The sequence below is a fragment of the Moorena sp. SIO3B2 genome (genome assembly GCF_010692525.1).
GTDB classification, from domain to species: domain Bacteria; phylum Cyanobacteriota; class Cyanobacteriia; order Cyanobacteriales; family Coleofasciculaceae; genus Moorena; species Moorena producens.
In genome coordinates, this window is sequence record NZ_JAAHHE010000113.1 from 1 (window position 1) to 19,999 (window position 19,999).

Annotated in this window: 13 protein-coding genes and 5 pseudogenes; 11 read left to right on the forward strand and 7 right to left on the reverse strand. The window is 44.3% G+C overall.

Annotated features, from left to right (window positions below; all coding sequences use genetic code 11):
• The 4 genes and pseudogenes from F6K38_RS21450 to F6K38_RS21465 form a co-directional block, all read left to right on the forward strand.
• A partial coding sequence (locus F6K38_RS21450) for an element excision factor XisI family protein (protein WP_287357421.1) occupies positions 1 to 119 on the forward strand: 119 nt, incomplete at its 5' end.
• Positions 120 to 137: 18 nt separating this feature from the next.
• A pseudogene (locus F6K38_RS21455) lies at positions 138 to 338 on the forward strand (element excision factor XisH family protein); the annotation flags it as partial.
• A complete protein-coding gene (locus F6K38_RS21460) occupies positions 326 to 661 on the forward strand; it encodes a XisI protein (protein WP_287357416.1) in 336 nt (111 codons plus the stop codon). The pseudogene F6K38_RS21455 and the gene F6K38_RS21460, both read left to right, overlap by 13 nt.
• Before the next feature lie 56 nt (positions 662 to 717).
• Positions 718 to 1,461 (forward strand): isochorismatase family protein, encoded by a 744-nt coding sequence (locus tag F6K38_RS21465; RefSeq protein ID WP_287357417.1) that lies wholly within the window; start codon positions 718 to 720, stop codon positions 1,459 to 1,461.
• A 47-nt stretch (positions 1,462 to 1,508) separates the two neighbouring features.
• Here F6K38_RS21465 and F6K38_RS21470 read toward each other — a convergent pair.
• The 3 genes and pseudogenes from F6K38_RS21470 to F6K38_RS21480 all read right to left on the reverse strand — a co-directional run.
• A pseudogene (locus F6K38_RS21470) lies at positions 1,509 to 1,944 on the reverse strand (RNA-guided endonuclease InsQ/TnpB family protein); the annotation flags it as partial.
• A 63-nt stretch (positions 1,945 to 2,007) separates the two neighbouring features.
• Positions 2,008 to 3,073, reverse strand: a pseudogene (locus tag F6K38_RS21475) (IS4 family transposase).
• 57 nt (positions 3,074 to 3,130) lie between these two features.
• Positions 3,131 to 3,973, reverse strand: coding sequence for an RNA-guided endonuclease InsQ/TnpB family protein (locus F6K38_RS21480; protein WP_008190789.1), 843 nt, complete (start codon positions 3,971 to 3,973; stop codon positions 3,131 to 3,133).
• Positions 3,974 to 4,366: 393 nt separating this feature from the next.
• Between F6K38_RS21480 and F6K38_RS21485 the strand changes: the two genes are divergently transcribed.
• Both F6K38_RS21485 and nadC read left to right on the forward strand, forming a co-directional pair.
• Positions 4,367 to 5,170 carry an SDR family NAD(P)-dependent oxidoreductase gene (locus F6K38_RS21485; RefSeq protein ID WP_008190792.1) on the forward strand — a complete coding sequence of 268 codons (804 nt, stop codon included), beginning with the start codon at positions 4,367 to 4,369 and terminating at the stop codon, positions 5,168 to 5,170.
• Positions 5,171 to 5,306: 136 nt separating this feature from the next.
• Positions 5,307 to 6,164 (forward strand): carboxylating nicotinate-nucleotide diphosphorylase, encoded by an 858-nt coding sequence (nadC, locus tag F6K38_RS21490; protein ID WP_008190794.1) that lies wholly within the window; start codon positions 5,307 to 5,309, stop codon positions 6,162 to 6,164.
• 391 nt (positions 6,165 to 6,555) lie between these two features.
• On the opposite strand, the gene F6K38_RS21495 is transcribed toward nadC, so the two are convergent.
• The 4 genes and pseudogenes from F6K38_RS21495 to F6K38_RS21510 form a co-directional block, all read right to left on the reverse strand.
• Positions 6,556 to 7,971, reverse strand: coding sequence for an ABC transporter substrate-binding protein (locus tag F6K38_RS21495; RefSeq protein WP_502709586.1), 1,416 nt, complete (start codon positions 7,969 to 7,971; stop codon positions 6,556 to 6,558).
• Between the two features lie 546 nt (positions 7,972 to 8,517).
• A complete protein-coding gene (locus F6K38_RS21500; protein WP_287311023.1) occupies positions 8,518 to 9,954 on the reverse strand; it encodes an ABC transporter substrate-binding protein in 1,437 nt (478 codons plus the stop codon).
• A 59-nt stretch (positions 9,955 to 10,013) separates the two neighbouring features.
• Positions 10,014 to 11,438: a protein kinase domain-containing protein gene (locus tag F6K38_RS21505; protein ID WP_287357419.1), complete on the reverse strand. Its 1,425-nt coding sequence runs from the start codon at positions 11,436 to 11,438 to the stop codon at positions 10,014 to 10,016.
• A gap of 462 nt (positions 11,439 to 11,900) precedes the next feature.
• Positions 11,901 to 12,813: pseudogene (locus F6K38_RS21510) on the reverse strand (LysR family transcriptional regulator); the annotation flags it as partial.
• A gap of 118 nt (positions 12,814 to 12,931) precedes the next feature.
• Here F6K38_RS21510 and F6K38_RS21515 point away from each other — a divergent pair.
• The 5 genes and pseudogenes from F6K38_RS21515 to F6K38_RS44315 all read left to right on the forward strand — a co-directional run bounded on the left by F6K38_RS21515 (position 12,932) and on the right by F6K38_RS44315 (position 19,807).
• On the forward strand, positions 12,932 to 13,648 hold the full coding sequence (locus F6K38_RS21515) for an NnrU family protein (protein WP_008190806.1): 717 nt from the start codon (positions 12,932 to 12,934) through the stop codon (positions 13,646 to 13,648).
• An 86-nt stretch (positions 13,649 to 13,734) separates the two neighbouring features.
• On the forward strand, positions 13,735 to 14,166 hold the full coding sequence (gene trxA, locus F6K38_RS21520) for a thioredoxin (protein ID WP_008190808.1): 432 nt from the start codon (positions 13,735 to 13,737) through the stop codon (positions 14,164 to 14,166).
• A 752-nt stretch (positions 14,167 to 14,918) separates the two neighbouring features.
• On the forward strand, positions 14,919 to 16,985 hold the full coding sequence (locus tag F6K38_RS21525; protein ID WP_008190813.1) for an NAD(P)H-quinone oxidoreductase subunit 5: 2,067 nt from the start codon (positions 14,919 to 14,921) through the stop codon (positions 16,983 to 16,985).
• Between the two features lie 104 nt (positions 16,986 to 17,089).
• Positions 17,090 to 18,673, forward strand: a complete 1,584-nt coding sequence (locus F6K38_RS21530) for an NAD(P)H-quinone oxidoreductase subunit 4 (RefSeq protein ID WP_008190814.1) — start codon at positions 17,090 to 17,092, stop codon at positions 18,671 to 18,673.
• A gap of 521 nt (positions 18,674 to 19,194) precedes the next feature.
• A pseudogene (locus F6K38_RS44315) lies at positions 19,195 to 19,807 on the forward strand (Uma2 family endonuclease).
• Positions 19,808 to 19,999 lie beyond the last annotated feature (192 nt).

Below are 19,999 nucleotides of genomic sequence, written 5' to 3' on the forward strand. Positions count from 1 at the left end.
ATGGGACAGAGGATGGCATCGCTGGGGAACTCCTAGAAGCAGGAATTCCCAAAGAGCGTATTGTGTTAGGTTTCAAATCACCCGGAGTGAGGAAGCACACAGGGTTTGCAGTTGCATAAAGTGAGTCTGAATTCCATACGGTTTTGGGACAATTCCTTAATTATCGCTTTGCCCTCAAAGCCGAAGATCCAGAGAGATTATTGTATTTAGCTATTCCTCTTGAAATTCACGAGACCTTCTTTGCCCGTCGCTTCGTTCAAATGATTACCCAAGAGTATCAACTGAAATTGATTGTATTCGAGGCAACTAAGGAGGAAATTATTCAATGGCAAAGCTAGAGCAATATCGGCAACTCGTCAAAGAAATTATAACCGAATATAGTAGCCACAAACCCGCTTATGGTGAAGTAAAAGTGGAATTAATCTTTGATACCGAAAGAGACCGCTACCAGCTTGTCCATGCCGGATGGAGTAATCATCGCCGTATTTATGGTTCCACAATCCACATTGACCTTAAAGATAATAAGATTTGTATTCAAAATGATGGTACAGAAGTTGGGATTGCTAACGTCTTAGTTGAACGCGGTGTCCCTCACCAAGATATTGTTCTGGCCTATCATGCCCCTTACCTCAGGAAATTTACTGAATTCGCAGTGGGATAATAAATGATAACTTAGGTTTTTAAATTGTCCATACCAAAAATAACCAGGAGGTTTTGATGGTAACTGCTTTAACCACTCCCGATGCCACCTTAGCAGCAATTGAAGCCGCCTTACCCATTGACCCTCAGCCCTATAGTATTGGCGATCGCGCCACGGGTTTGATCGTTGTGGATGTGCTCAATGGCTTTTGCACTGTTGGTTTTGGTCCTTTGGCTCCAACAGAAGCAAATCAGCAAATAGCCACCATGGTATCAGAAAGCGATCGCCTAGCCAAAGCTTTCACAGCCAAAGGTTGGCCAGTCTTAGCTTTCCTAGATACCCACGAACCAGGCAAACCAGAACCTCCTTATCCTCCTCATTGCGAGAAAGGGTCTGGGGAAGAAAAACTGGTTCCTGAACTGGAATGGCTAGAAACTCATCCCCACGCCACCTTAATTAAAAAAGACTGCATCAATGGTTTTATTGGTTCCATTGATGTAGATAGTGGCAACAATAGTTTAATTCGCTGGATAAACCAGCACAAGCTAGAAGCCTTAGTAGTTGTGGGCATCTGCACAGATATTTGTGTAATGGACTTCGTGGTTACGATGCTATCAGCACGCAATCATGATATGGTACCAACGTTAAAAGATATTGCCGTTTATACCGAAGGTTGTTCCACCTTCGACCTCTCCGCAGAGATGGCAGCCCAGCAGGGTTTGCCAAAGACGGCAATTCATCCCCAGGAAATCGCTCATCATGTTGGTTTATACACCATGGCAGAGCGTGGAGCGTTCATTGCTTCTACAATTTTGATGTGACCAATCCCAAGTTCAAAACCAATTGACACTCCCCGCCCGCTTATGAGCGGGGATTCTTCAATCAACGATTCGACGTGGCTCTTCCAGGTCGGAACCAAGAAGAGTAGAGGCCAAATCTCCTGAAGCGTTCGGATCTAGGATCCAAGTTCCGACGTGCCCCGTCGTACTTATGGCTCTATTTCGGATATTGATGGCAGCATTGTGGTCTCTATCTAGTTCGCACCCGCATTCACAAACATGAGTTCGAGTAGATAATGACTTTTTGACAACTTCGCCACAATCGGAACAATTCTGGCTAGTATAGGCAGGATTGACAGCAACTGTTATCCTGCCAAACTTGACACCAAAATATTCCAACCATTTCCTAAACTGATACCAACCTGCATCATTAATAGACTTGGCAAGGCAATGATTTTTTACTAGGTTTTTTGCTCTCAAGTCTTCATAGGCGACCAGATCGTTAGATCTGATTACGCAACGCGCCGGAGACGAAACCTTAGAAGAGTGCAGCCTTACAACAAAACCTGCCACCTTTGATGCATAGCCCTAAGTACAGGACAAAAAGCGAAGAGAGTGGCGAAACTCGCAGTCAAATTGTGTAAAATTAAAGAACAGACGGCGCAAATAATCAAAGCCACAGCGAAAAATGCTTTTGGCTTTACGCCCATGCTTTTTGATGGGTTACGGTTGGCATTGAGACAGCCACTGACCAGTGCGAAAAGCCCAACACAAAGCAATAGTGAGTAAAGCGACTAAACGACTCAAACGCTCAGAATCTAGTAAATGAGTATCTTCGAGGTTGAAACCACGACTCTTAAAAATGCCAAACAAAGTTTCGATACCCCAGCTTCGGAGCATAATCACTCAGTAGATCGGGAGGGCTTTTTGGAGGAGCAACCACCACCAGTAAAGAATTATCTTCGAGACGAAGAGCTTCCACATCCACCCAATGACCCCACAAACAGCGACTGGTTTTGAGTCTCTGAGATTGACCAATCTGAAGATGGGCAAAAACGACACGAGCTGACAAGGTGGTGTGACCATCTCCCAAGCTATCGCTGTGGCGAATCCGAATCCTGAAAGGCATCATTGGTTGTGAAAGCAAGTATTGTAACCACTGGTTTCCCAGAAATTCTCGGTCAGCAGCAAGATAGGCAATTTGATGTTGACAAAACAGTTCTATAAACTCCTCCGATAATTCTATACGTTCACCAGTGTCGGAGTTTCCTTTCTTGTCGAGCATCCACCACAACAGTGGAAATGCTACCCCCTGATGAACAATGCCCAAGGTGAGAATATTGAAGATTTTGTGACCAAATTGCCACTGTGTCCGGTCATAGCTTAACACCCAAGGTTCAGGAATCTCCATCATCGAGACGATTAACTTAGCCACAGCATAGTAGTCTAGCTCAAAGTCTCGGAAAAATCTTTGTAGTCGCTTGTAGTTAGATGATGTTTTTGCTGTGCCCATAAACCCGGTGGCTAGTTGTGTGAAGTTTACGGTAAGAGCTCGAAATAGAGCAATCAGAAACAGTGCCAGGAAGCTTAGTCGCGCTCCATGCCATTTCAGATCAGGTTTCAATGTTTGCACCAGCAAGTTAACCTGGTTCATGAGGGTTTCGTTGAAAGTTGTTGTTTTTTCCATGAAACCCTTTTCCTGTCTATCTTTTCAACTTTTTGTCCTGTACTTAGTGCATAGCCTACCAACTATAAAGGCTGCACTCTTCTTGCGGTAACTTCTAACCAGTCTCTTGGCGTGTTCTTCACGTTGCCTACTTATCTTAAGATGTTGCCTGCCTAATTTATTAACGGCTTTTCTACGATTGGATGAGCCTTTCTTTTTTCGGGAGACCCGACGTTGATAAAACTTTAAGCGTTTTTCTCCATTGCGGTAAAACCGAGGGTTTGGTTCGCTGTATCCTTCGGAATCAGTATAGAACTCTTTCAGTCCTACATCCAAACCAATAGTCTTGCCAGTAGTGTCTAATTCTTCCGTCACTTTAACAGCAACACAGAATTGAACATAATACCCATCAGCTCGGCGAACTATGCGAACCCGGTTGATTTGTTTTTTATCAAAGCGCCACAAGTCCCAGGTACCCTTAAGCTTGAGCTTCCCGATCCCTTTCTTGTCAGTGAACGTTATTGACTTTTTGTTAGGGGATAATTTCCATCCTGACTTTTTGTACTCAACGGAATGTCCACGTTTATGAAATTTCGGAAAACCTTTCTTTCCGGGTACCTTTTTCTTGCAATTATCATAAAAACGAGCAATCGATGACCATGCCCTCTCAGACGCAGCCTGACGGGCAGTAGAGTTCAATTGATTAGCAAAAGGAAACTCTTTGGCTAGAATCTTAGAATACTTACTAAGGTCGTTCTTGCTGGTTCCCTTGTTATCCATCCACAGGCGAATACAGCTATTCCTTATGAACTTGACAGTCCTAATAGCTTCGTCTATAGCTGAATATTGAGACGGCTTCCCTTTTGCTTTGAACTCTAGTACAATCACCGAATTTCGACCTTATTCGATACACTTTTATATTAGCAGAGTACATATAAAAGTGTCAAACCCATGCCAATAAAAAAGCCGTCCTTCTAGGACGGGGCTTTAAACCCAGAATTTTTGGTAAAATTTTAAGCATTCAGCCGTTGGCCTTTGGCCACGCTACTTGAGGTGCCGTCAGCCGTAAGCTAAAGGCTCACGCTACTTGAGATGCTTTTTGGAACAGGCTTTGGCCTTGGCCTTTCGGCCACGCTATGCGAATGGCCACGCTGTGCGAACGACCCTGGGACTTCACTCATATTAAACCAATGCTTACTTGTTTTATTCAAAAGCTGATAGCTGATAGCTGATAGCTGATAGCTGAATACTTACGTAAAATTTACCTTTTTAATAAAAAAAATGAAATCTCGACTAACAATTGTCACAGGTGCAAGCGGCGCTCTGGGTAACAGTTTTGTTCAACACTTTATACAGCAAGAAAATACCACTTGCGTAGCCATTTCTAGATCCCCTATGGAAACGGATGCCCTGCATTGCCAATTCGATCTTCTCGATAGCCAAGCCGCAGAGCAAGCCATCACTAATCTCGAGCTTTCGGAAGTTTCTGATGTGATCCTTATCCATGGCGTAGGCAAATTCAAATATGAAATCGAGACAGAAACCACCGAGGCAGACTGTGATGAAAAGGGAATTGATGATGAAATATTATCATCAAACTACCATACCTTTGTCAACGTAGCCCAGCCACTTGTCGAAAAACTTAACCAAGAGCATAAATGCAATCGCCAGACGACCCTTGCTCTTTGTGGTTTCGGTTCTGTTACGGATAAATATAAGATCCCTTTCTGGCGCTCTTATACTTACGCCAAAGATACCTTACGGAGCTATATCCAAGACCTAGCTAAGTCAGAAGACTGGCAAGGACTAATCAGGGGACGGTTTATCAATGTGAGTACTACAGACACAGGTAATGAAAACAAATTGCGACCCAATGCAACAGCTGAAGAGAAAAAATATTGGCTCAAGCCAGAAAAAATCGTCAAGCAATCTCTAGAATCTCTGGAGTCCTTGCAGCCTCTGTGGCAGGAAATAGATGTCTATGAACCCATGCCAGGATTCGAGCCAGACGACTATTACAGCAATTACGATAAAATTCAAGAAAAATGGCAACGACAGATGGGAGTGCCATCTTCATTAACTTAACTGCTTTTTTGCTAAACTTTTAACTGAGTAGTATTTCCTTATCCTTTTTTGGCAATAAGATAGGAAATACTCCTGGATCTAGGAAGTATAAATAGTAGTCTAATTGCTGCATAGGAAATTAAATTGGTTAAGAGTTATGGCAATATTACCTCCCCCAATAGTGTTAGACTCTCTACTGCATCAATGGCTCAAAGAAGATATTGGTAGAGGCGATCGCACCACCCAAGCTTTGTTCGCTCAAGAAGTTAGTTCTGGAAACGGACAATGGATCGCTAAGCAAGCAGGTACAATTGCGGGACTGACAATTGCAGCGCGGGTGTTCTATTTATTAAATGAAAAGGTCAGCTTTATCCCCCTAGTAGCAGAGGGAGAAAGTTGTCAGCCAAGCCAAGCCATTGCTCGTTTTCACGGACCATTTGATGCTTTGTTAATGGGAGAGAGAGTAGCTTTAAATCTAACTATGAGTCTGAGTGGCATTGCTACCCTAACCCGTCAGTATGCCGAAAAAATTGCTGATTTGCCTGCTCAGTTGGTGGATACTCGCAAAACTACTCCAGGCTTAAGACTCTTGGAAAAATATGCAACTCAAGTGGGAGGAGCTATTAACCATCGCATGGGCTTGGATGATGCGGTGATGATTAAGGATAATCATATTCAAGCGGCTGGGGGAATTGGGGAAGCGATCGCTCGAATTCGTAAGACTATTCCCTATCCTATGACCATTGAAGTAGAGACAACAACTCTCGCGGAAGTAGAAGAGGCTATCGCCCACAATGCTGATATTATCATGTTGGATAATATGCCAGTTGAGCAGATGGAGGTAGCAGTTAAGCTAATTCGCGTACGCAACAACAACATTAAAATTGAGGCATCGGGTAATGTTACCTTAAAGACGATTCGTGCAGTGGCAGAAACAGGAGTAGATTACATCTCCAGCAGTGCTCCCATTACTCGCTCTAGTTGGTTGGATTTGAGTATGAGATTAGGGAGTTGAGATAAACAGTAGCACAACCGCACAGGGGATTTGGGAACAGGGAACGGGAAATAACCAATTTAAAGGCGTTGCTGATTCTGAGTATGGTTTCGCCCCCCTAGCCCCCCAAGCGAGGGATTGCTCGCTTGGGGGGAAAAACTCTCAAGCGATGCAGCGCGGTCTTGGGGGTTTCCCCCATGAGCGACTGCATCAAGACAAGTCCCCCAGAATTGGGGGATTTAGGGGGCTTTAATAAAACCAGATTATCGCGCATTCATTCCTTAATTCAGCAACGCCCATGAGCTTACCAATTTTTAAGAATATTCCTACAGATTAATAATCTCCCCATCTCTCCATCTCCCTATCTCCCCATTATCATCGGTAGCAAACATAAATGAAATTAATATAAGGGTTAAGGAATTGGCACAAATTCATACTCCAAGCTAGAACTATTACTTGGTTCAATTGTCACCAAATTCACCGGTTGATAGCGATCGCCTGATGGAAAAAAACGAATCGGAGCAGCAGCACCTCTAGCAAAAAAGTTCGGTGCTGAAAGTTCTTGTTGAACTCCGCTGCGAGTAGGATTATGTCTAATCGCCGCACTTAAGGCTTGGACAGCATCATAAGCCATGGCTGTGCGCCAGTTAACATCAATACCCCAAAGCTGATCAGCGGTTTTCGGAAATTCAGAACCAGGCTTGGCTAGGGGATGCCAGGGTAATGCTACTACCATCCCTTCAGCATCTTTACCTGCTACTGTCAATGTCTTGGTATTGTAAACTTGATTTCCCGCCAAAATCACTAATTGTTGACCCAAACTATTGCGGTGTTTGCTATTGAGCTGAACCACATTTAGTACCTGATGTTGGGTGCTAGAATCAGCACCTAACATCAGCGCTTGAGCACCACGATGAATCGCTTGTTTAAAGCTTTTAGCAGCACTAAAATTTTTCTCAGACACGTCAAAATCACTAACTACTCGTCCTCCTTCCAAGAAGACAGCGGTTACAAACTCTGACTTAAGAGACTGACTAGACTCACTTTGAGAATTGTAGAAAACAGCAACATTATGCTGCTTGAGGTCTTGCACCATGTGTTTAGCTAATGCTCTACCTGCCAGGAAATCATTCGGGACAGTACGAAAAACAAAATTGCTAATTCCTGATAGGTTTACTGAAGTGCTAATGGGCGAAATCGTTACCAATTGACCGGATTCATAGCTATCTGCTGTAGCTTGAGTAACCTTGCTGTTGAAATTACCAACAACTGCCAAAATCTCTGGCTTACTTACCAACTTCAATGCTAATTTTTTGGCCACCTCTGGATTATTATCATCATTAGCGATCAGTACTTTGACAGGAATACCTTTAATTCCACCAGCTTGATTGATTTCCTGTTGAGCTTGAGCCACACCCCGAAGTATATCTTTAGCAGTATTTATGTCATCACTAATGGACACAACAGCAGCAATCGTGTAATAGGGTTTTTCCCCAATACGAGCGTTATTAAGGTAGATGAGAGCTTCTGGATCATCACGGTGGAGGTCTAAGGATTCAGTGAATTTCACCACTGCCTCGTCGTAATTAACAGCAGTAACCGCTTCTACTCCTAGCTGTTTTTCCAGTGTTGTTGAATCAGAAAATAAAATATGGTCTCCCCCACTCAGGTAATTTGGTATCATTGTTTTCTCTGAAGACGTATTTTTCGATACCAGCATAGATAAGGGAGATGTGGTCACTTTAAACCACCACAGACACCCAGATACCAAAGCTAAGGAGATCATCAATGATAGCCCAAGAAGCTTAGTTTCGTTGTTCTGATACATACGCTATTGCTAATTTTTATACATGCCAACCCTGTTGATTACCCGGAATAATGCTTAATACTAATTTGTTTTGTAATCTTTCAAGGTAATTGATGAGTGGAATGGTTGACGGTTAACGGTTGACAGTTGAAGGTCAACGAAAAACCATCAACGGCGCTTGAAATAGTGACCCTGTAGAATACAACTGAATACAACTGAATACAACTGAATACAACTAAATACAACTAGTTAACAAAAGCCCTTGTTGGATACTCCTGGTTAAGTAAATAACTTATGGAAATAACTTATGGAAATAACTTATGGTACAAGATTTGAGCACTGATCAGGTGACAAAATGGCAAAAATATTTATCAGTCCTGAGTTCTTAGTCCTGATTCCTTAATCCTTAGTTCTTAGTCAACTCGACTGTTGCCATTGCTGAATAGGGTTTGGGTACTCAATTCGAGTTAGGTCAGTTACCGATTACCGATTACCGATTACCGATTACCGATTACCCTCAATCATTCCAGAATTGGGCAACGCTCTTATTTCTATGTTGCCCCGTTTCTACTTGCTAGGAATCGGCACAAAGTCATAACCAAAGCTGGAACGATTACCTGGTTCAATCTTGACCAGCTGGACAGCCTGGTTGCGATCGCCTGATGGTAAAAACCGAATTTTGCTGGATACTCCTTGGGGCTGAAAACCTGATCCGGATAGGGAGTTTTGCACACCGGAACGGCTTGGCTGCTGTTTAAGGGCTGCAATTAAAGCTTGAGTAGCATCGTAAGTCAAGGCAGTGCGCCAGTTCACATCTGAACCCCATAATTTCGTGGCGGCTTGGGGAAAGGGGGAATTTGGAGCGCCCAAAATATGCCAGGGGACTGCCAACACCATACTAGCCGCATCCTTACCACCGATTTGCAAGGTCTTGGGTTTGTAAAGACTATCCCCTGCTAGCATCGGTAAACGTCCATCATTGACTTGCACTACTAGTAACGCTTGGTCAAGGGTGGCGGAATTGGGGGCTAAGATCAACACTTCTGCACCTGTTTCGATCGCCTGTTGGACATCAACAGCAGCATTAAAGTTAGGTTTAGTAAAGTCAAACTCTCTCACGACCTCGCCGCCATCAGCAAACAGGGCAGTGGTAAATGCATCAGCAAGAGATTGGCTGTAGTTGCTCCGGGAATTAAAAAAGACAGCTGCTTTGCGTAGATTTAATTGATTTAGCATGTAGCGAGACAGGGCGCTACCAAAAAAGCGATCGCTAGGGATAGTCCTAAAGACATAATTACCCAGTCTTGAAATAGTTACTGAGGTACTAGTCGGAGAAATCACCACCAACTGATTCTCTTGATAAACCTCTGCGGCTGCCAGGGTGACCTCACTGCTAAAATGACCAATAACCCCCAAAACATCTGGATTATCCACAAAAGCTTTAGCTATTTTTTTAGCAACCTTGGTATCATTGTCATCATTAGCAATCAGCACCTTCAATGGTATATTATTAACGCCACCCCTAGCATTGATTTCCTGTTGGGCTTGGGCAACACCCCGTAACATTTCTTTGGCTGCATTTACCTCGACACCAATAGGTATTGAGATCGCAATTGTATAAGACTCAGATGTACCGATCCGAGCGTTATTGAGGTAAATCAAAGCTTCTGGATCGTTTTTCTTACTTTTAAGCGATGCCTCCAGTAAGGAAGCCGCTTTACCATAATTCCCAGAAGCAAATGCTTTGACTGCTGCCTGTTTTGCTGGTGTTACCTCTGTTGATATTAAGCTTCTATCTCCGGCACTAAGGTGCTCTGCTATGATTATCTGAGGCTTAATGTTTGTAGTTTTTGGAGTTACCTTAGCCCTAGGTTCATCTTCCTCCGTTTCCTCCGGAAATGGCAGTGTGATTATCTGACTTTTCTGAAGCCACCATAACCCTCCCAACACCATAGCTACCGTAATCACCATGGATAGCAAAAGAACACTCGTTTCGTTTTTCATCGGACATAAGTTCCGTTGTCAGTTACCCTGCATCATTCCTTTAATCAGCAACGCCCCTGCTATAGTATTCGAGATAACAGTTGATAAACCAGCCGGAAAAGTGCCGTCAGAGCGATCGCTGCTGCTGCAGCTAGAACTGATATTATGATAACTAACGGGATTGACTGCTGGACTCGCAGCACCGGGAAAAGTATCAAAAGTCCCAAGCTTATGCCTCCAATAATCACTAAGTCAATTTTTTCAATAAACCTGCGATATTGAGCATAAATTAGCCCTCCCAAACTCATTCCCCATAAAAGCATACCCAGTGGGTTGGAGGAGACGATCTTAGCAAAAGCAGTTGCAGCAATGAATAATAAAGCTCCCTCAAATCCAGTAAACGCAGCCGCCCCTAGTACCTCAAGTAGAGAAAAGTTTGGTCTGAGGGGTTTGGATAGGGGTGAGTGGGTTTGTGGTCGCCTGGTGTGGGGCTGGGAGGGTGGGGATACTGGTAGAACTGAGCCATAATGGCGTTGAGGGGTTGTCTGAGCAATGTTTAAACAATTTATGGCATCAAGAACCTCCTGAGCAGACTGAAAGCGTTGATGGGGCATTGGCATAAGTAGTCGATTGAAAATACTCTCAAGTGCATTGCTGATTTGGATATAACTTCTCCAGTTCCATTCATGGGTAACAGGTTCGTAGAGTTCATTGGGTTCTCTGCCAGTCATCAAAACCATCACAGTCACTGCCAGAGCATACAAATCCGTTGAAGGGTAAATTTGAGAACCGGTCATTTGCTCCGGTGGTGCAAATCCGATGGAATAAATACCAGTAGACCTCGCCGCTGTTGATCCTGGGTTGACCTGTTGCTTAACTGCACCAAAGTCTAATAGATAGAGAAGCCCATTGCGATCGCGCATAATATTGGAAGGCTTGATATCGCGATGAATGGAGCCATTGTCATGGACAAATTGGAGGACTTTGAGAATTTCTGTTAACACTTCTATGGCTTTGGCTTCAGAAAATGCTCCTAAGGTGTTGAGTTCTTCCTCCAAGTTTTGTCCATCAATATATTCTTGTACCAGATAGAAAAACTGGTCTTCTTTACCCGGTTTCAGACTCGGCACAGTCAACGGAAAGTAGGCATACAAATCGGGGATTTGGGGGTGACGCCTGCCCAATTTCTCTAAAACCGTTGCTTCCCGCTCAAACAATCTGTGGGCAGTTTGTAGTTCCCTCTGGCTAATTCTCCCAGACGGTTGGAACTGCTTAACTACACATTGACGCAAGGTAGGGGTATAGCGATCGCGTGCTAGAAATGCGGCTCCAAATCCTCCTTTCCGCAGCAGCTGGGAGGGAATGTAGCGACTTGCTACAATCAGGGGCATACCACAGCTATTACAATACCTTTGCTCTGTGGTGGTTAGAGTGGTTCTGTTATCTAGATCATCAAAGTAATTATGGGGATTTGGGCAGCCAGGACGGGTGCAGAAAATTTCCATGTTTTAGAGGATCACTATGAAAGACAAGGCGCTACCAGGCATCTACTTGATACTCTACTAGAGTCTATTTATATTCCTCAATCGAGGGCTAGGCATTTGTACATTAGTTCTATAGTTTTAATCTATATCTATATCCAAATGCTAATGTTCATTCCTTGCTACCGCTTCGCGCTTCGCTCAGGTATCAGAGGTTAGAACTCAGCTGACAAGCTCTAGCAAGTCGCTCGTTGTTGTGTTTATTTTAGTCGTTAGCTAATATTAAACTCACGCCATTTTGAAGAAGCCCCTGGAATTTTTTGCATTACTGATCAGATCTTCTCCTGGGCAGCGGGATAAATTCCGTCACTTGTTTTCTACCCTTTCAACCCCCGGCTTCAGCGTGGGGGCTATCCACTTCTAGATTGTTGGGATTAGTTACCATCCCTGATAGTGGCAAGGATTGCCCGTGCCATGCTACTGAGCCAAACAAGGGCAAAATCTGCCTACAGAAGGCTTCTGTTGCTTTGGAAAGGTAACGATTGGGGTTAATCACCAAAGACAATACCCGTTTAACCACTACTCCCTCTATTTTTGCCCTGTGTAGCACGCCCATTTGTAATTCTTTTTCAATAGCTGTAATCGATACAAAGGCAGCTCCTAGTCCTGACTGTACTGCGTTCTTAATCGCTTCAATGGAGTTAAGTTCCATCTCCACCTTAAACCGTTTAGCATCAATGCCACTGCGACCTAATACCTGGTCAATTACCTTACGGATGGTGGATTGGGAGTCCAAGGCAATAAACTGTAACTTATACAGGTCCTCTTTTTCGATCTTCTCCAAAGAAGCCATGGGATGAAATGCAGGCAAGATTAGCACTAGCTCATCTTCAGCATAAGGACTAATGGTCAAGGTTTCCTGAAGTTCTAGGGGAACTTCACCACCAATAATGGCCAAATCCACCAGTCCATTGGCTACACCCCAGGAAGTGCGGCGAGTGGAGTGAACCTGTAATTGTACTGTCACTTCAGGATAGTGTTGTCGGAACATACCAAGCATCCGAGGTAGTAGATAGGTTCCGGTAGTTTGAGATGCACCAATAATTAAGGTCCCACCTTGGAGACTTTGTAAGTCGTCAATGGCTCGGCAGGTTTCCTGGCATAGAGCCAGAATTTTTTCCCCATAGTCCAACAGCAGGTGTCCAGCTTCGGTCAGTTGGGCACGGCGTCCACCCCTGTCAAATAACGGCACCTCTAACTGTCGCTCTAAATTTTGTACTTGCAGGCTGATAGCAGGTTGGCTTACGTATAGACTATCAGCAGCACGCTTGAAACTCCCCTCAGTAGCGATCGCTTTGAGTATACGGAGTTGATCGAGAGAAAAAGGTAGGTCAGACATAGGGCTAAACCATTAACAGAAAGGAGCGAGCTGAAATCGACACTAACATAACCAGGACTCAAATTCTTGCTCTTTTTTGCTATAATAGAGCGTTATTTCTCATCTATCACCCTTGCCTATGGTATTTCCAAATTGGCTGAGTGTCAGCCACTTTGTCATGTTTGGGTTGCTATTGACTTTTGCGATCGCTCATAGTGGTTTAGCCGCCCTGCGTTCTAAGGGTGAACAAATAATTGGTCCAAGGCTTTATCGTATTGTCTTTGCTTTAGTGAGTCTTCCGCTAGCAGTTGTATTAATTATTTACTTTTTGAACCATCGGTATGATGGTCTACAGTTGTGGCTCCTTCAGGACCTGCCAGGGATGAAGTCATTAGTATGGGGGCTTTCAGGGATTTCGTTCTTGTTTCTTTATCCAGCTACGTTTAATTTATTGGAAATTGCTGCGATTCAAAAGCCCCAAGTCCATCTATATGAGTCTGGCATTATGCGGGTTACCAGGCATCCCCAAATGGTAGGACAAGTAATATGGTGTATTGCCCATACCCTCTGGATTGGTAGCACCTTTACCCTATTGACCTCCGTGGGATTAATTCTCCACCATCTTTTCGCTGTCTGGCATGGAGACCGCCGGTTGTTGGCACGGCATGGAGAAGCCTTTTGTACAGTCAAAGCTCGCACATCGGTAATCCCTTTTTTGGCAATTATCCAGGGACGTCAATTCCTGAAATGGCAAGAGTTTGTTCGTCCGGCATACCTAGGAGTCATCGGTTTTACTGGGCTGTTGTGGTGGGTACATCCCCTCATGATTACAGCTGTAGCCCAAGTAAATTGGTAATTAGGGCATTTCTGTTGTTCAGATGATCCCGATTCGATGTAGCATGATCCCAAACAAATGTAAAAACCCTTATATTTTAAAAAACCATGGTATTGTCTGTTGATGAACGGACGTTTTCAAAAACAGTTTTAGACTCTTCCACCCCAGTTATCGTTGATTTCTGGGCCCCTTGGTGTGGAGTGTGCCGGTTTGTTCACCCCATACTTGAGGAATTCCAAACTCAAGGAAGCAATTATGTCAAGGTTGTCAGAGTAAACGCCGATAACAATCTCAAGCTTGCCAATACCTATCGACTCAAGACCCTACCGACATTGCTATTCTTTGAGCAAGGTCAGTTGGTCTCACGAATAGAAGGTTTCCAAGGTCGGGATGAGCTGCTCAGGGAAATTGCCAGGCTGCTCAAATCACACTGCCAATACCCAGATTTCACCAAGGACTTGGATAAAAGGCAGCGCCAAGGTTTGAAAGCTTTTTCGGTCAATATCTCCTCAAGAGAAATTATAGGTATTAGGTATTAGGTATTAGGTATTAGGTATTAGGTATTAGGTATTAGGTATTAGCTATTAGGTATTAGGTATTAGGTATTAGGTATTAGGTATTAGCTACAAGAGGGTAATGGTACAGAAGGAAAGCTTTTGAGAGCCTCCGTGCTTGACCAGGCGCTAGCCAACTAGGTCAGAACACCCTTAGCCATTCAACCTAAAAGCCTAGAACCTTAACTTAAACTAATTAGCGCGCCTTAACCTAATTAGCCATTGAATTGGTCATCGGTAACCAGGTTGTGGGTTTACCCTTTCCCATGACCAATTACCGATTGCCAATTACTAATTGGTTTCTGACTCTTGTGCCTGATCTGTGCCTGTGAATTTATAAATTATCGATTATAGCACTTCCATTCCTAGTAATTGGCAATGGCTCCGTAACGAAAAGATAAATTTTTGTTAACTAAACTTTTTTTATTATTTTCATCAATTAGTCCGATTATCTCATGATGATTACCCATTTTGATGAGATATTTTGTGATGAAGATTACGAAAAAGGTTAAGATTTGTATCAGATATGAGACCTTAGTAGCCTATTCACGGGATGGCGGCTGTTGGTAGTAGTCGCCGCAAGCCAATGCCGACCGTAAGTCCATGGCCTAGGCTGCTATAGTGCAGTTGAGATTAAAGCGTCTGGCCTTCTACAGACAAACAAAAAGAAAAACTTTAGACATGAGCGGTTAACAGTTTGCCAAAATAGTAACGAAATCTGAAGTAGGCTGTCTTAAATGGAACCGCTTTATCAATATGCCTGGCTAATCCCAGTGTTTCCCTTGGCAGGGGCAATGCTGGTTGGTCTGGGGCTAATTTCCTTCAATAGAGCAACGAACCGTCTGCGGCAGCTGTTAGCTGTATTTATTGTCTCCTGGTTGGGGGCGTCCATGGTGTTCTCCTTTGCTATACTCTGGAGTCAATTTCATGGTCATGAACCCTATCAACGCACCCTGGAGTGGGCTGCTGCTGGCAATTTTCACCTAATGATGGGCTATACCATCGATCACTTAACGGCACTGATGCTGGTAGTTGTGACCACCGTAGCTTTTCTGGTGATGATTTATACCGATGGCTACATGGCTCATGACCCCGGTTATGTGCGCTTTTATGCTTATTTAAGCTTGTTTAGTTCCTCTATGCTAGGGTTGGTCGTTTCTGCCAACCTGTTGCAAGTTTATATTTTCTGGGAACTGGTGGGAATGTGTTCCTACCTGTTAATTGGATTCTGGTATGACCGTAAGGCAGCAGCAGATGCTTGTCAAAAAGCTTTCGTGACTAACCGTGTCGGAGACTTTGGTCTGCTGTTAGGCATGTTGGGACTCTACTGGGCAACTGGCACCTTCGACTTTGATGTCATGGGAGCCAATCTGGAAGCCTTTGTGGAATCAGGTTACCTGGGTGCAGGCATGGCAGCTGTGTTCGCTGTCTTAGTGTTTCTAGGTCCGGTGGCTAAATCCGCCCAATTTCCCCTCCACGTTTGGCTTCCCGATGCCATGGAAGGCCCAACCCCGATCTCTGCCCTAATTCACGCCGCAACCATGGTAGCTGCTGGGGTGTTTTTGATTGCCAGGATGTACCCCGTGTTTGAAGGGATTCCAGTCGCCATGACTGTGATTGCCTGGACGGGAGCATTTACCGCTTTCTTAGGGGCAACCATTGCTATTACTCAAAATGATATTAAGAAAGGGTTAGCCTATTCAACTATGTCTCAATTGGGTTATATGGTAATGGCAATGGGCATTGGAGCCTATGGTGCTGGCTTATTTCACCTGATGACCCACGCTTATTTCAAAGCCATGCTGTTCCTCTGCTCTGGGTCAGTAATTCACGGTATGGAAGCTGTGGTTGGCCATGACCCGATTTTAGCTCAGGATATGCGGTTAATGGGAGGCTTGCGTAAGTTTATGCCCATTACCTCCCTGACATTCCTAATTGGAACCTTGGCAATTTGTGGAATTCCCCCCTTCGCAGGGTTCTGGTCAAAAGATGAAATCTTAGGCAGTACTTTTGAAGTAAGTCCAATACTTTGGGGAATTGGCTGGCTGACTGCTGGAATGACTGCTTTCTATATGTTCCGGATGTATTTCTCTACCTTTGAAGGGGAATTTCGGGGCAATGAAATGGAAATCCGTCATCAACTCAAGGAAGCTGCTGGTGTAGCTGTACCTGCTTTTGGTCCTGGTGCTATGGATGTACGGGAACTTGAAGCTCAGGCTGACCATGATCACCACGACCACCACCACAGTGAGTTTCCCCATGAGTCACCCTTAACGATGACTCTACCGTTGTTAGTCTTAGCCGTGCCATCGGTACTGATTGGTTTGGTGGGAACTCCCTTTAACAACTACTTTGAGGAATTTATCCACCCAGCCAGTGAAACCATAGCCGAAGTCGTGGCAGAAGCAGAAGCCTTTGACTGGTCAGAATTTCTGATTATGGGCGGCAGTTCCGTGGGAATTGGTCTGATTGGGATTTCCGTTGCGGTACTGATGTACTTACAGGGCAAGATTGACCCCAATGCGATCGCTAAAAAAATCCAGCCCCTATATCAGCTGTCTCTCAATAAGTGGTACTTCGATGAAATTTATGACCGGCTGTTTGTTCAGGGAAGCCGTCGATTAGCACGGCAAGTTATGGAGGTAGACTACCGTATCGTTGATGGTGCTGTAAACCTGACTGGCTTTTTCACCCTGCTCAGTGGTGAAGCACTGAAATACGTAGAAAACGGTCGTGCCCAATTCTATGCTCTAATTGTCTTCCTCGCAGTACTGGGTTTAGTAATTGTCTCAGGTGTGACCTGACCTGCTTTGTTAATTGTTAGTTGTTGATCAAAAATTAACAATTAACAATTAACAATTAACAATTTGCAATTTTCTTTTGACCAATGGTGACTGACTAGTTGACTATGACAGATTTCCCCTGGCTAACAATAATTATTCTGTTTCCGATTGCGGCATCGCTTCTGATCCCGTTTCTGCCAGAAAAAAATGGGACTTGGGAGCGTTGGTACGCTTTAATTATTGGGTTAATTGATTTTGCCCTAATTGTCTATGCTTTTGTGACCCAATACGACCTGAGCAACCCAGAACTGCAACTGGTCGAAAAATACAGCTGGGTGCCTCAAATGGACTTGAATTGGTCAGTAGGTGTAGATGGCTTATCCATGCCTCTAGTGTTACTGACTGGCTTTATTACTACCCTAGCGATGCTGGCAGCTTGGCCGGTAACCTTCAAGCCTAAGCTGTTTTACTTCCTGATGTTGGCAATGTACGGTGGTCAGATTGCTGTATTTGCTGTTCAGGATATGCTGTTGTTCTTCTTGGTATGGGAACTGGAGTTAATTCCGGTTTACATGCTACTGTCAATCTGGGGGGGCAAAAAGCGTCTCTATGCAGCTACCAAGTTTATCCTCTACACCGCAGGGGGTTCCCTGTTTATCTTGCTAGCTGCCTTAGGCATGGCATTCTATGGAGATACCGTAACCTTTGATATGCGATCGCTAGCCCTCAAAGATTACGCCCTCAATTTCCAGCTATTGCTTTACGGAGGCTTCCTGATTGCTTACGGGGTCAAGCTACCCATCTTCCCTCTACATACCTGGTTACCAGATGCCCACGGGGAAGCCACAGCCCCGGTACACATGCTCCTGGCTGGAATTCTGCTGAAAATGGGGGGATATGCCCTCATCCGCATGAATGCTGGCATGCTACCCGATGCCCATGCCGTGTTTGCTCCGGTATTGGTGATTTTAGGGATTGTCAATATTGTCTACGCTGCCCTTACCTCCTTTGCCCAGCGTAATCTCAAGCGTAAGATTGCTTACTCATCCATTTCCCATATGGGATTTGTCTTAATTGGTATTGCTTCCTTTACCGACTTAGGCATGAGTGGGGCAGTGATGCAAATGATTTCCCACGGTTTAATCGGTGCCAGCCTATTCTTCTTAGTAGGAGCTACCTATGACCGTACCCATACCTTGATGCTCGATGAGATGGGGGGTGTTGGTAAGAGAATGGGCAAAATGTTCGCCATGTGGACAACCTGTTCCATGGCATCCTTAGCATTACCCGGAATGAGTGGGTTTGTGGCAGAAGTGATGGTGTTTGTTGGCTTTGCTACCAGTGATGCTTACGGTTCCTTCTTCAAGGTATTAGTGATCGTCCTGGCAGCTGTCGGGGTTATCTTAACACCAATTTACCTGCTCTCGATGCTGCGCGAGATTTTATACGGTCCGGAAAACAAGGAATTAGTCGCCCACGAAGCCTTGATTGATGCGGAACCTCGGGAAGTGTTTATTATTGCCTGTCTATTAGTACCAATTATCGGGATTGGTTTGTATCCGAAAATTGTGACTCAGATCTATGACGCTACCACAGTCCAGCTAACCGCACGACTCCGCAACTCTGTACCAACCTTGGTCAACGAACCACCAGTAGCACTAGAAAATGCTCCAATAGTTTCTTTCGCTCCACCCATTAGTCCTCGTTAAGGATTGATATTTTACTGTTGACTAGCTAGTAGCAAAAACTAGTAGGGTGGGCAAAAACAGTTCTATTTTTTTGAGCTTGTAGGGTGGGCAAAAACAATTCTATTTTGTTGATTCTTTTAGACTCGATTACTTTGCCCACCCTACTAGTGCTTAACAAATTAGTAGGGTTTATTAATGTAGTAATGTAGGGGGAGTATGAACCAACCCCTACATTTTTTTGTTGAAAAATACACTAACTATAGTTAATGTTCTCTTCCCTTAGAGAAGCTCTTGCCAGCGATCGCTTAACCAAAACTTTAGAATAGAATAAACGTAAGCATTCAGCCGTCAGCCGTCAGCCGTCAGCTTTAGACTCACGCTGCTTGAGGTGCTTATTTTGTTCAAAAGCTAGCTGTTTGGTGTAGCGTGCGCTATGGGTATAAATTGTTTACGTAGCGTCGCCACAAGCTTTTGGCTGATAGCTGATAGCTGAGAGCTGAATGCTTACGAAGAAACTCTTTTATGCGGGAAGTAGCTAAATCATGACAGTAGCCACCACACCTGTTGAAACTAATCCCATTGTGCTGAGGATGCCTCCAGCATTGGATATGGATGATGACCAATTTTTTGAGTTTTGTCAGGTTAATCGAGATTTACGTATTGAACGTACATTAGACGGAAAAATAATTGTTATGCCCCCAACAGGAGGTGAAACATCTGACAGAAATTCCGACATTAATTTTCAGCTACGGTTATGGAACCGCCAAACAAAGCTAGGGAAGGTTTTTGAGTCTTCTTGTGGCAATAAGGCTGCCCAATGGGGCAGATCGTTCTCCTGATGCATCTTGGCTCAAGCTGGAGCGCTGGGAATCCCTGAGTAAAGAAGAAAGAAAAAAATTTATTCCTCTGTGCCCAGATTTTGTGATTGAGTTGCGTTCCCCCAGTGATAGGGTAAAAGATCTCAAGGAGAAGATGGAGGAGTACATGGACAATGGTGCGAGGTTGGGGTGGTTGATTGAGCCAAATAGTCGTCGGGTGTATATTTACCGTCCTGGTGCTGATGTGGAGCAATTGGAAAATCCCGCTACGGTGAAGGGGGATGATTCGGTGCTGCCTGGTTTTGTCATGGTTATGGAAGAAATTTGGGAAGCTTGAGGAGTGGCACGTTCGTAAGCATTCAGCTATCAGCTATCAGCGTGTCGCGTATCAGCTTATGGGCTACGCGCACGCTACGCCAATGGCTGACAGCTGACGGCTGACGGCTGAATTCTTAAACACTTTCAGCCTACTCCCTTCGCTCCTCCTTATCCAAAACTGACCTTAGTTATTCTTGCAGTCTGTGATTAA

Bases quoted from the DNA above. Each gene is read 5' to 3' on its own strand.
- F6K38_RS21500 (WP_287311023.1), bottom strand. From the start codon at position 9,954: ATGAAAAACGAAACGAGTGTTCTTTTGCTATCCATGGTGATTACGGTA.
- trxA (WP_008190808.1), top strand. From the start codon at position 13,735: ATGGTATTGTCTGTTGATGAACGGACGTTTTCAAAAACAGTTTTAGAC.
- F6K38_RS21525 (WP_008190813.1), top strand. From the start codon at position 14,919: ATGGAACCGCTTTATCAATATGCCTGGCTAATCCCAGTGTTTCCCTTG.
- F6K38_RS21505 (WP_287357419.1), bottom strand. From the start codon at position 11,438: ATGGAAATTTTCTGCACCCGTCCTGGCTGCCCAAATCCCCATAATTAC.
- nadC (WP_008190794.1), top strand. From the start codon at position 5,307: ATGGCAATATTACCTCCCCCAATAGTGTTAGACTCTCTACTGCATCAA.
- F6K38_RS21530 (WP_008190814.1), top strand. From the start codon at position 17,090: ATGACAGATTTCCCCTGGCTAACAATAATTATTCTGTTTCCGATTGCG.
- F6K38_RS21515 (WP_008190806.1), top strand. From the start codon at position 12,932: ATGGTATTTCCAAATTGGCTGAGTGTCAGCCACTTTGTCATGTTTGGG.
- F6K38_RS21465 (WP_287357417.1), top strand. From the start codon at position 718: ATGGTAACTGCTTTAACCACTCCCGATGCCACCTTAGCAGCAATTGAA.
- F6K38_RS21485 (WP_008190792.1), top strand. From the start codon at position 4,367: ATGAAATCTCGACTAACAATTGTCACAGGTGCAAGCGGCGCTCTGGGT.
- F6K38_RS21495 (WP_502709586.1), bottom strand. From the start codon at position 7,971: ATGTATCAGAACAACGAAACTAAGCTTCTTGGGCTATCATTGATGATC.
- F6K38_RS21460 (WP_287357416.1), top strand. From the start codon at position 326: ATGGCAAAGCTAGAGCAATATCGGCAACTCGTCAAAGAAATTATAACC.